Below are 12003 nucleotides of genomic sequence, written 5' to 3'. Positions count from 1 at the left end.
TATAAATGCTTCACGATCTGCAGACCTTGGCAGTTTGTATGTTTTGGATTTTATTTATACAACAACGCCCTGGAGATCAGATATGTCGTTTTATCCCACGCTGTCACAGCGTCGCCACTTTCGCCTGAAAGGCATTGCAGCTGTATTGTGCCTGGCATTCGGTGCTTTCACCGAAGCCGTGCTGGCCGATACGATTGCCATCAGGCCAGCGGCCAGTATGGGGGTTTCCGCAGTATCTGTGACTCCCCCCTCCGAGTTGTATCCGGCACTCTTTGCGGCGGTGCAGATGGGACATGTGTTCAAGGATGGCAAGACGTTCGCTGATGCGATCCCGAAAGGCCAGCCATCCGTCATCGCGGCGCTCTACAAACATGAAAAAAATCGGCCCGGTTTTAAACTGGCCGACTTTGTGCAGCAGCATTTCGATTTGCCGCAAGATCGCAAGGATGTGTATGTCAGCGACCGTTCACAATCGCTGGAACAGCATATAGCCGGCCTTTGGACTCACCTGACGCAGCAGCCTGCAGAGGTCGGCCTGGCATCGCCGTTATTGCCGCTGCCGCAACCCTATGTGGTGCCGGGCGGCCGCTTCCGGGAAGTGTATTACTGGGACTCTTATTTCACCATGCTGGGCTTGCTGCAAAATGGCAAACCGCAATTAATCCGTGCCATGGTAGATAATTTCGGCAGCCTGATTGACCGCTACGGTCATATCCCTAACGGGAACCGCACTTACTATCTGAGCCGTTCGCAGCCGCCTTTCTATTACAAGATGGTCGGCTTGCTATCCACTGAAGATAAAGCCGGCGCTTACGCGCGCTATTTGCCGCAACTCCGACGTGAGTATGGATTCTGGATGGACGGCGCCAGCACTCTTAAGCCCGGCTCGGCGCACCGACGTGTGGTGGCGCTGGCCGATGGTAGCCTGTTGAATCGCTACTTTGACGACCGCGCCGTGCCGCGCGACGAGTCCTTTGCAGAAGACGTCAAGGTGGCGCAGCAGAGCAAACGCCCGGTCGCCCAGGTTTATCGCGATCTGCGTGCCGGCGCTGAAAGTGGCTGGGATTTCAGCAGCCGCTGGTTCGCAGACGGCAAGTCGCTGTCCACTATCGAGACCACCGCTATCCTGCCGGTCGACCTCAATAGTTTAATGTATGGATTGGAAAATGCCATCCGTCTTGGTTGCGAACGCGTACAGGATCTGGCTTGTAGCAAGGACTTCACGCAGCGGGCCGAACGCCGTCTGCTGGCAGTGCAAAAGTATTTCTGGGATGAAGTTGCTGGTAACTATGTCGACTATCAGTGGATTAAGCAGCAATCGACCGCACGACCCAGCGCCGCCACGCTATATCCGTTGTTTGTCGGTATTGCGAACCCTGTGCAGGCCGTACGCGTGGGGCAGTGGGTCAAAAATAAATTGTTGAAGCCATCCGGTATTGTTACTACGACGGTTGACAGTGGCCAGCAATGGGATGCGCCGAACGGCTGGGCACCGCTGCAATGGATTGCAGTGGATGGTCTCAATCGTTATGGCCAGCATGCCATGGCGCATGATATTGCCACACGCTGGATGAGCAAGGTGCAACAGGTCTACGCCGTTAGCGGCAAGCTGGTGGAGAAATATAATGTCATTGACAGTAATATCGACGCAGGCGGCGGTGAGTATGCCTTGCAGGACGGCTTCGGCTGGACCAACGGTGTAGCGATGCAGTTGATGACCTTGTATCCCGAACTTAAGCAGCCTTGAACGGTGTTAAAGATGAAATCGCGTTTTATCGGGAAGCGATGACGTGCCCTGGCGTATTTTGGAATGCGCCAGGGTGAAGCGCGAACGAAGAGCGGAGATTCAGTTGCTGATAAAGCGCTCTTCTAACAGGATAAAGTCTTCGTCATCAACCTGCGCAACGATCATTTCGTAACTGTGGATTGAGGAGTGCGTTGTCTCTATTGGATGCAGGTGAGTGGACGTCACAACGATCACTTTTCCACCCGCCGCTTCGCCGGCACGTATCCCAACCTGCGCATCTTCAAATATAAGGCAGTCGGCGACCTCGACACCCAGTTTCTGCGCCGCCAGCAAGTAGCAATCAGGATGTGGCTTGCCGATGGTGACGTCCTCGGACGTAACCATCACGGCTGGAGCAGGAATACCGGCCGCTTTCATCCGCTGCACTGCCAACGCCATGGGCGCTGAAGTCACGATAGCCCATTTGTTAGCCGGTAACGAGCGTAGAAACGCTATCGCGCCAGGTATCTCAATAATGCCTTCGACATCTTCGATTTCAGAGCGTGTAATGGCGCTGGCTTCTGCTTCCGGATCGAGGCCGGGAATTTCCAATCGGGCCACGGTGTCAATAGCGCGAGCGCCGTGAATGGTCGGTAAAAAGCTCTCGACATCCAAATCGTGCCGGAGTGCCCACGCCCGCCAGATACGCTCTGCTGCGGCGATAGAATTAAGAAGCGTGCCGTCCATATCGAACAACAGTGCACGATAACGGCCTTTAAATACGGATGAGTGATGGTTAGACAATATTGTATTTCCTTATACGGATTTAGAAAACCATGATCGGTACGGACAATGCAGCATTATTGCCAGTAGCGTCATCACTGTTAGATTACTCCTGACATTGTAGTTGCTCCGCAGCAGCTATCTCAAAACGTTCTTGCAAAAATGCCAGAAATAGCCGCACCCGTCCCGGCAAGTTTCTTCGGCTAGGGTAAACGGCGTAAATATCGAGTCCAGTCGGCTTATACGTTGGTAGTACCAGACTGAGTCGCCGCTCCAGAATATCTTGCGCCACCATATAGGTAGGATGCATGGAGATTCCCTGTCCCAGCAGTGCTGCATGGCGTAAAGCATCCCCGAAGTTCGCTCGCATGCTGCCACTCACTCGTACCGAGGCCTTGCCGTGCGGTCCGGCGAAGTTCCAAAAATTGGTAGGTGATTTCAAGGCGTTGACGAGGCAGTCGTGCGATAACAAATCCTGTGGCACCTGCGGATACCCCTTAGTAGCGAGATACGCAGGTGAGGCGACCAATACCTGTGGCGCATTGCCTAACTTTTTGGCGACCAGACTCGTGTCTTTCAACCACGGGGCGATGCGCACTGAAAGGTCGAGCCCCTCGCTGATGAGATTAAGTTTACCGTCGTCCAGATGGATCGCGAATTGTATATCTGGATGTAGTGTCGAAAAAGCGGTGATAAGCGGGATCAATTCGACGGCGCCGAATGAAGGCGGCGTTCCGATCCGAATGATTCCTCGCGCAGCCATGACCGCGCCGCGCACCGCCTCCTGCACCAGATCGAAGCGATCGACCAGATCTTGTCCGCGTTCCAGTAATGACAGTCCTGCGTCAGTCAGATTAACGCTTTTGGTGGTACGCGTCAGCAACTGCGCACCCAACATTTCTTCAAGCCATGCGACATGTTTGCTGACATTACCTTTGGCCATGCCCAGTCGAAGCGCTGCCGCCGAGAAACTACGGCTACGCGCCACTTCATTGAATACCTCAATACATTTCAAGCGATCCATCTGTGTCTCTTTGTATTTGTATTCGTGTTTGTTTTTGTTTCAGAAATGAGAACAATATGTTCCCTATTGGATTCTATCTGGATCAAATACGAGGGGGTAGAATATTCGCTGCCATCGATCAGTTGCGCTTAACGATTTCTCGAACGCGTTATAAGTGCGAATAAGACAATCCAAGCAGCCAACCACGGGGAAACAACGCATGACGATGGATTCGCTTCACACTTTGTCGGAGTCTACTCAACTCATACATCAACTATTTTATTATCTGGACGAGTCGAGAAACGACGATCTCATTGTGCTTTTTGCACCCGAAGGAAAATGGCATAGGCAGGGGCAAATCCTCACTGGTCGCGCGCAAATATTGCAAGCGATGCTGCAAAGATCAGCCACGCAGCGCATTCGGCATGTCATCACCAACGGTTTTATTACATCGACGTCGCCAGTTGCGGTGCAATTTGTAGCGTATATGACGGCCTATCGATTTGACGATGGCACGTTACATGTCGGCGCCGTGAATATTACCCAGGCGCTGCGCCTATCCGTCGTGCGGGCCACGTTACAACAGACTGCAGGCGTTTGGAATATAGCAGAACTAACGCTTACGCCTGAATTTGAATTTATCCTTCCCGAGACGGCAATCCAGTCTTCAAAAATGGAGAAACAGTTATGAATTTTGTCGAAAGCGGAAAAATACTTGGTGCGCGCGTTGAAGGTATCGACCTATCCCAGCCGCTGTCCGATGCGCAATTTGAAGTGCTTGAGCAAGCCCTCGGACAATACGGCGTTCTTAGCTATCCAGAGCAGAACCTGACCTCTGCACAGCTGTGTGATTTCGCGGCGCGTTTTGGGCGTCTGGAAGTCAATGTCGCTAATGCTTATCAGGAGCCGGGCTTACCGCAACTTATGATTCTCTCCAATAAAGTTGATTCAGACGGCAAACCGCTGGGGTTGAGCGATGCCGGTCAGGACTGGCACACGGATATGTCATATAGCAACATGATCGCATTCACCAACGTATTGTATGCCCTTGAGGTTCCACATAGAGATGGCGAACCGCTTGGTAATACCGAGTTTTGTAATATGCACGCGGCCTATGAAGACCTCCCGGAACACTTGAAGGCCACACTCGATGGCATGACGATCACACACGATTTCGCCAAGTTTTGGGATAAGATGCGATTGGAAAAAGGCAGTTCGCGGCCACCGCTGAGCGCTGCACAACGCCAGGCCAAACCGCCGGTCTCGCATCCGGTGTTTTTGAAGCATCCGATTACGCGCAAAAACGTTCTTTACGCTAACCCCGGTTACTCGATGCGCATCAATGAACTGCCAGAGGAAGAAAGCGACCGCGTTCTGGCATTTTTGTTTGAACATCAGTTGCAACTCAAATATCAATATCGACATCGCTGGAGTGTGGGCGATGTCTTGATGTGGGACAACATGGGAACGCTACATAATGCCGTTGCCGATTACCGTCGCGACGAGCACCGTTACATCAAGCGTTGTCAGGTAGCTGCCACCCGTTATTTTGGAGATGTTAAAGCATGAAACTGATTACCTATCGTAAGCAAAATAGCGCGGTACTCACTGGCGTCGTGATTGAAGATCGGATTCTGGATGTCAGCGCGTGGCTGGCGGCTTTACCTGTATCGGAGGAAACCCACCGTCAGACCGCCGCCGCGGGGATCAGGCCTGCAGCATCCGGGATAATGCGCTGGTTGCAATCCGGCAGTTTTGCGATTGCGGCGTTGCAACGCCATGTGCAGCTGGCGCTGAAAGATCCTGCGCTGACGTGGGATATGCTGGCGGACGTGCAGTTATACGCACCAGTCCCGCGCCCTGGAAAAATAATTGGAGTGGGGCGTAACTATGCGGACCACGCTAAAGAAACCGGCGTTGCTCCATTCGAGCACCCGCGCATTATTTTTAAGGCGTCTTCTTCTGTAACGGCCCCGGGCGCGCCTGTTCCCAGACCGGAACTCGTCACCAAACTGGATTTTGAAGTCGAACTGGCCGTTGTCATCGGCGGCTATGGCAGAAACGTGCCTGAGGCCAAAGCACTTTCCCTGGTAGCGGGCTACACCATCCTGAATGATTTGAGTGCGCGTGAATTTCAGCTGGATACTTCGCCACCTCAGACGACGTTCGCTAAAAGCATGGACGGCTTTGCGCCGATGGGACCCTGGATCGTGACCCGCGACGAAATACCTGATCCTCAGACGCTTGAAGTATCCACCTGGCTAAATGGTAGCCGCATGCAGCACGGTTATACCGCAGACATGTTGTTTCCGGTCGCAACGCTGATTGCCTATATCTCCCAATACATGACATTAGAGCCTGGCGACATTATCAGCACGGGTACACCTGCCGGAATTGGCGCGTTCCGGCAACCTCCGCAGTACCTCGAACCGGGAGATCAGCTGCGTTTCGAGGTAACAGGTGTAGGAACGATGGAACATCGGATCGTCTGACGACCAGCAGTCCTTAACGTAAAAGATGCGTAAAAGATGCGTAAAAAATACATAATAACAGGTAGGAGACTTCTGATGAAAAATACGCTTTACGGTGTGATCGCAGCGGGATTGTTGTGCGCTAGCGTACCGTCACCAGCATTCGCGGCTTCTGACTATCCGAACAGACCTATCCATCTGCTGGTTGGTTTTGCGGCAGGGGGGCCAACAGATATCATTGCCAGGGTATTAGCCAAAGACATGTCAGCGGTACTGGGCCAATCAATTTATGTTGAGAATAAACCTGGTGCAAGTTCGATGATCGCCACCCGGGAAATCAAGGGTGCTGCCCCGGATGGGTATAGCCTCTTATTTACGTCGCTGGGACTCAACGTCAATCCAATTTTGCTTGGCGTGCAGGCCGGTTACAACCCAAAAATTGACTTCGTGCCGGTATCGAATGCAGCAACCTTGCCTTTGGTCGCGGTGACAGCCTACGATTCACCGCTCAAGTCGATGCAGGATCTGATAAAAAAAGCCCAATCGCATCCAGATGCAGTGACGTTTGCGTCCTCCGGAAATGGTGGTTCCGGACATCTTGCGGGTGAGCTACTCGCCGCGCAAGCCAAAACCAAAATGGTCCACGTAGCGTTCAGGGGAAATGCACCGGCATTGATGGAGGTGATGGCTGGGCGGGTGGATTTCATGTTTTATCCGATCATCGGCCTGGCAGAGAATGTCGCCGCAAAACGGGTGAAGATTTTGGCGGTTGGGACGGCAACAAGAATGCCAAGGTTTCCTGATTCACCCACCATGTCAGAGGTCGGCTTCCCAAGATTTGAGGAAACAGCACCGTGGGTAGGTCTGCTGGCACCTGCCAAAACTCCCCCTGCGGTGGTCAGTCGGCTCAATGACGCAATGGTAAAGGCACTTGCCAAGCCGGAAGTGAAAGCTCAGCTTGAGAAATTGGGTGCTGTAATTGTTGGCGACTCACCCCAGGAATTCACTATTTATCTGAAGCGTGATTATGAACGATGGGCTGATTTGATCAAAGCGGCTCACATCAAGGCCGAATAACGTCTATCGATCGGTCTTTTAGTCGGTCTATTAGACTGTCTATCAATCTGTTTATCAATCCGCCTAATAGTATTTTTACTGGATATAAGTATGTTTTATAACGTAGCCAAAGCTTATTCCATCGAAGATTTACGGCGTGCGGCTCAGCGACGGTTACCGCGAGCTGTCTTCGACTTTTTCGATGGTGGGGCCGAGGATGAGGTAACGCTGTGCGATAACATGGCAGCGTTCCGGAGAGCCCGTTTAATGCCTGAAATTTTAAACGATGTGTCGCGCATTGATACCAAGACCATTATTCTGGGAGCGCCATCGGCATTGCCAATGGCAATCGCCCCGACCGGGGCAGTCGGTTTTGGCTGGCGCGGGGGAGATATTGCTATTGCCCGTGCGGCTGTCGCTGCAGGAATTCCTTATACATTGTCGAGCACAGCGACCGCCTCGATTGAACAAATTGCAGATGCAGCGCCCGGCCGGCTGTGGTTCCAAGCCTATATTTTACGTAACAAGCCGTTCCTCGATAAACTGATCGCCAGGGCGCTTGCCGCCGATTACGAAGCTCTGATGATCACTGTCGACCTGCCGGTAGGTGGCAAGCGTGAGCGGGATTATCGGAATGATTTTTCAATCCCGTTCGGCTTTACTCTTAAAAACATGCTTGATTTCGGGACCCATCCTGCGTGGCTTTCGGACATCATCAGATATGGTATGCCAGTGATGGAGAATCTGATAGGGCTCGAGGCTCAGGCCACCAGTTCGACGGCAATTGCGTCGTCGGTGGGGCGTAATTATGATGCGTCCTTTAACTGGGATAGTCTCAAAAAAATCCGTGATGCGTGGCCACGCAAGTTGATCGTCAAAGGCGTGCTTAACCCTTTGGACGCAAGCCGCCTTGCCTATATGGGTTGCGATGCTCTGGTGGTCTCCAACCACGGGGGACGCCAGCTGGACGGCGCGGTGGCGACGTTCGATGCGCTGCCAGCTGTGGTCGCGGCAGTCCACGGTCGCATCCCGGTATTGCTGGATGGGGGGGTGCGGCGCGGTAGCGATGTTGTAAAAGCACTGGCGACGGGCGCGCAAGGCGTGCTGCTTGGGCGGGCGACCTTATTCGGCGCAGCGTGCGCGGGGGAGGCCGGTGCTAGCCGTGCATTGTCTATTTTAAAAGATGAATTAGTCAGGACAATGCAGCTGTGCGGAGCGCGTTCGACGGAAGAAATCAATGCAAAATTGTTGTTTAACGCTACGGAATATCTGGAGCGACCCGAGCAGGCGGTAAAGTACGCAGCAGCCTAGATGAAGGAACGACGGAATATTTTGGTATGCCCGAGCAGCACGGGATGATATCAACGTTGTTTCACCGATTTTCTTCGTATGGTGTATCTTGTGGATAGGAAATTGGAGGTGATGAGACTGCAACGCAAAGGACAATCTTGCTACCGCGGCCATCTGTATTTTAAGAATCTGCGCTTCGCACATTCTGCACTTCGTTCTGCTGTGCGGACAGCCTGTCTGCCGCCGTCAGTACGCCGTGTTCAACCGGCCCGACCACGATCATGATAGAAACGAAAGAACAAAAAATTGTTGATGCGGCCATCACCACCCGTCGTTCGATACGTGCCTTTCTGTCGACGCCAGTAGCGCGGGAGGATATTGAAAAAATTCTCGAGGTGGCAGCCAGAGCGCCATCCGGCACCAATATCCAGCCATGGAAGGTTTACGTGCTTACTGGTGCCCCGAAAGACCGGCTCTGTGCAGAAATACTAAAGGTTCATAACAACCCCGAAGAAGCGAGCCAGCACAAGCAGGCGTATCGCTACTATCCCCTAAAATGGGTGTCGCCCTATATTGACCGACGCCGTAAAGTCGGCTGGGATCTCTATGCGCTATTGGGACTGACGCGTGATAACAAGCTTGGGATGCACACGCAACTTGGTCGTAACTACACGTTCTTCGATGCGCCGGTTGGACTTATTTTTACAATAGACAGCGCAATGGAGCAGGGTTCCTGGCTCGATTATGGGATGTTCCTGGAGAACATCATGGTTGCGGCGCGGGGGCGCGGGCTAGACACCTGTCCGCAGGCAGCTTTCACTCAGTTCCATCGCGTCATTAGCGACGTTCTGCAATTGCCCGAAAGCGAAACGTTTGTATGTGGAATGTCGCTCGGGTTTGCTGATTTGAGCAAGATTGAAAATTCACTTGTGACCGAACGTGTCCCTGTTGCAGAGTTCGTGAAATTCCTGGAATAGCCGTTGAATAACCTTTAGAACAAATGCCGCCTGGCTTTGACAGGGGAATGTCAAACGCTCTGGTATTCCCGTCAAAAAAACGAGTTTGTCTGACCATTTTTGAAGTTATTTCCAAAATCCTTCATGCGGTTTGGCCGCTTCATCTTCCAGCATTGGCCCGACTACTGTTACCTTGCGTTGTCCACGCGCAAACACTTCGCGACATGGCAGCGAGAAAGTCGGGTTTTCCGGATGATCTCCGGTCAGTCCTAGCAAAGTATGCTCGGACAATGCATAGACCACGCGGCCGATGCCGGTCCAGTAAATCGCCCCTGCGCACATGCAGCAAGGCTCAGCGCTGGTATAGAGCGTGCTCTTCGCCAACTGCTCCGGGCTTAGTTTCTGCGCGGCGCGTGCCGCTACAACCAATTCTGCGTGTTGAGTCGGATCGCCTTCCGGCGGCATCGAGTTGTTACCCGCTGTGACGATGATGTTACCGTCCTGGTCTGCTACCAACGCGGCAAACGGGTGACGGCCGCTTTGCCTGGATTCTTCCGATAATGTGATCGCCTGGCGCAACAAAGCCAGATCGCGGTTGGAAAGAGGATCGTTGTCGATTGATCGTGGGTTGTTCATTGTGTATTTCGTGGAATTTATGGAAAACCGGGCCAATGCGTTATGGCCGACGGCGGTCAGCTTTCCTGGCAGCTAAAAAATCCCGCCGTGTAACTGCCGTATAACTGACGTGTAACTGCCGTGTTACACAGCGAAAGCGAGGCTTCTTAAAGATGCATCAGGTTCGCTTTCGCTGGATATTATCAGCCGTTTAGGTTGCCGGACGTATGTTGTTACTGTCTTTTTTACTGAGCGCAAGTTGCACGATAGATGCGACCAAAATGTTTAGGACCAACGCAACGATACCAGTGTAAATCGTGAAATTCGTGCCGCCAAGCAAAAAGGTATGGACGGGTTTGATGCCATCGGAAAATGCCAGCCAACTACCACCGACAAGTCCCACGGCCCATCCGACCAATAGTGCCGGACCACGGAACCATCCGAAGAATAGCCCGAACACTACAGCAGGGAAGGTTTGCAGAATCCAGACTCCACCCAACAATTGCAGATCGAGTGCAAATTTCGTCGGTAGAAACAGGATGAATACCAACGCGCCGACCTTCACCAGCAACGACACAATCTTGGCGACCTTGGCCTCACCAGCGGGCGTCACGTCGGGCTGTACGTAGGCTTTCCAGAAATTACGCGTGAACAGATTCGCTGCGCCAATTGACATGACCGCCGCCGGGACCAGCGCACCAATCGCAATCGCCGCGAAGGCAAAGCCAGCGAACCACGGCGGAAATAAGGCATTGAATAACGCAGGGACCACGTCGTTGTTGTTTTTAATCGGAAGGTTGGCTGCATAGGCCATGTAACCCAACAACGCAATCAGGCCTAAGAGCACCGTGTACGCAGGTAGGAAAATAGCATTCTTGCGGATGGTATCAGCACTCTTGGCTGCAAAAATACCGGTCAATGTGTGCGGATACATAAACGCAGCCAAGGCAGACCCGATCGCCAGACTGGCATAGGGCAACATCTGGGCCGGGTGCAAGATCAGGCCCGTGGCACCACCCTTTGCGGCGAAGGCGACGCCCGCAGCATGGAACACATTGCTATAGCCCCCAAGTTTGGAGGGCACCAGTATCACAGCCGTCAGCACCACGATATAGATCATCAGGTCCTTAACGAAGGCAATCAATGCCGGGGCGCGCAATCCTGCCTTGTAAGTATATAACGCAAGGATGACGAACGCCGCCGCCAGTGGAAACTCACCGGTCAGGCCTAGCGCCTTGATGACGACTTCCATCCCGACCAGTTGTAGCGCGATGTAGGGCATGGTGGCCATGACGCCGGTCACTGCGATGGCCAGTTCGAGCGGGCGCGATTGGTAGCGGCCATATACGACGTCCGCGGCGGTGACATGACCGGCTTTTTGTGCCTCATGCCAAAGCTTCGGCATGATCATAAAGACGATCGGATAGACCAGAATGGTATAAGGCAGTGCAAAGAATCCATAGGCACCAACAGCATAGACAAGGGCAGGGACGGCGATGACCGTGTAAGCGGTATAGAAATCGCCACCCACCAGAAACCAGGTGATCCAGGTGCCGAAATTGCGGCCCCCTAAACCCCACTCGTCGAGATGTGCTTCCTTTTTTTTACCACCGGTTTGCCAGCGCGATGCGGCAAAGCCCATTACGGTGACGAGAACAAAAAAGAAAACGAAGACAGCTAGCGCGGTCCAATGAATTTGTCCGTCCATTATTCCTCTCCCTTGGCATGTCCATGCTGGTAAACAATCCAAATCAGGAATGCGGTCACAGGGACCCACAACAATTGATACCAATAAAAGAAAGGAAAGCCGAACAGCGTCGGCAGCTCACTATTATAGAACGGAATCCATAACAGGCCGATAAAGGGAAGTAAAAGCAGAGTCCACATACGCTAATCTCCGTGTCTAAATTTTAACAATTGACACGGAGAACTATATAGGAATATGCCAGGACACGCACGCTGCCTGATGCGCTAAAAAATTCCCCGTTTGGTTATGCTGATAAGGAATAACGGGTAAAAGGCGTTCCTATGCACTCGATGGGCAATTTCATTATGAAAACGGGATTGTGCAGAGCGGAGATTAAAGGAAAGAGGCCTGATTAA

The 12003-nt window shown here is 52.7% G+C and carries 12 protein-coding genes; 7 read left to right on the top strand and 5 right to left on the bottom strand.

Features of this window, described 5'->3' with window-relative positions; all coding sequences use genetic code 11:
- Window positions 1-82 precede the first annotated feature (82 nt).
- The gene (gene treF / locus JQN73_RS20945; protein WP_205320840.1) at window positions 83-1747 is read left to right on the top strand and encodes an alpha,alpha-trehalase TreF; all 1665 of its coding nucleotides are present in this window, start codon (window positions 83-85) and stop codon (window positions 1745-1747) included.
- A 99-nt stretch (window positions 1748-1846) separates the two neighbouring features.
- Here the strand turns inward: treF and JQN73_RS20940 are convergent, their stop codons facing one another.
- Window positions 1847-2530, bottom strand: coding sequence for an HAD family hydrolase (locus JQN73_RS20940; RefSeq protein ID WP_240162347.1), 684 nt, complete (start codon window positions 2528-2530; stop codon window positions 1847-1849).
- Between the two features lie 85 nt (window positions 2531-2615).
- On the bottom strand, window positions 2616-3533 hold the full coding sequence (locus JQN73_RS20935; RefSeq protein WP_205320839.1) for a LysR family transcriptional regulator: 918 nt from the start codon (window positions 3531-3533) through the stop codon (window positions 2616-2618).
- A 199-nt stretch (window positions 3534-3732) separates the two neighbouring features.
- Here JQN73_RS20935 and JQN73_RS20930 point away from each other — a divergent pair, with 199 nt between their 5' ends.
- The 6 genes from JQN73_RS20930 (at window position 3733) to JQN73_RS20905 (ending at window position 9306) form a co-directional block, all read left to right on the top strand.
- Window positions 3733-4203: a nuclear transport factor 2 family protein gene (locus JQN73_RS20930; RefSeq protein ID WP_240162346.1), complete on the top strand. Its 471-nt coding sequence runs from the start codon at window positions 3733-3735 to the stop codon at window positions 4201-4203.
- Entirely contained in the window at window positions 4200-5081 is an 882-nt protein-coding gene (locus tag JQN73_RS20925; RefSeq protein WP_205320838.1) for a TauD/TfdA family dioxygenase, read from the top strand. Before JQN73_RS20930 ends, JQN73_RS20925 begins: the two co-directional genes overlap by 4 nt.
- Window positions 5078-6004 carry a fumarylacetoacetate hydrolase family protein gene (locus JQN73_RS20920; protein WP_205320837.1) on the top strand — a complete coding sequence of 309 codons (927 nt, stop codon included), beginning with the start codon at window positions 5078-5080 and terminating at the stop codon, window positions 6002-6004. The genes JQN73_RS20925 and JQN73_RS20920 overlap by 4 nt, the downstream gene beginning before the upstream one ends.
- Window positions 6005-6079: 75 nt before the next feature.
- Complete coding sequence (locus JQN73_RS20915; RefSeq protein ID WP_205320836.1) at window positions 6080-7060, top strand: tripartite tricarboxylate transporter substrate binding protein; 981 nt, start codon at window positions 6080-6082, stop codon at window positions 7058-7060.
- A gap of 90 nt (window positions 7061-7150) precedes the next feature.
- Window positions 7151-8350, top strand: coding sequence for an alpha-hydroxy acid oxidase (locus tag JQN73_RS20910; protein ID WP_205320835.1), 1200 nt, complete (start codon window positions 7151-7153; stop codon window positions 8348-8350).
- 260 nt (window positions 8351-8610) lie between these two features.
- Window positions 8611-9306, top strand: coding sequence for a nitroreductase (locus JQN73_RS20905; protein WP_205320834.1), 696 nt, complete (start codon window positions 8611-8613; stop codon window positions 9304-9306).
- 105 nt (window positions 9307-9411) lie between these two features.
- Here the strand turns inward: JQN73_RS20905 and JQN73_RS20900 are convergent, their stop codons facing one another.
- The 3 genes from JQN73_RS20900 to JQN73_RS20890 all read right to left on the bottom strand — a co-directional run bounded on the left by JQN73_RS20900 (window position 9412) and on the right by JQN73_RS20890 (window position 11787).
- On the bottom strand, window positions 9412-9921 hold the full coding sequence (locus JQN73_RS20900) for a nucleoside deaminase (RefSeq protein WP_205320833.1): 510 nt from the start codon (window positions 9919-9921) through the stop codon (window positions 9412-9414).
- Between the two features lie 190 nt (window positions 9922-10111).
- Complete coding sequence (gene mctP, locus JQN73_RS20895) at window positions 10112-11608, bottom strand: monocarboxylate uptake permease MctP (protein WP_205320832.1); 1497 nt, start codon at window positions 11606-11608, stop codon at window positions 10112-10114.
- On the bottom strand, window positions 11608-11787 hold the full coding sequence (locus tag JQN73_RS20890; RefSeq protein ID WP_205320831.1) for a DUF3311 domain-containing protein: 180 nt from the start codon (window positions 11785-11787) through the stop codon (window positions 11608-11610). The genes mctP and JQN73_RS20890 overlap by 1 nt, the downstream gene beginning before the upstream one ends.
- Window positions 11788-12003 lie beyond the last annotated feature (216 nt).

The organism is Glaciimonas sp. PAMC28666 (assembly GCF_016917355.1).
GTDB lineage: Bacteria > Pseudomonadota > Gammaproteobacteria > Burkholderiales > Burkholderiaceae_D > Glaciimonas.
The sequence above is the reverse complement of the archived record's forward strand: the minus strand, read 5'-3'. Positions and strand labels throughout refer to the sequence as shown.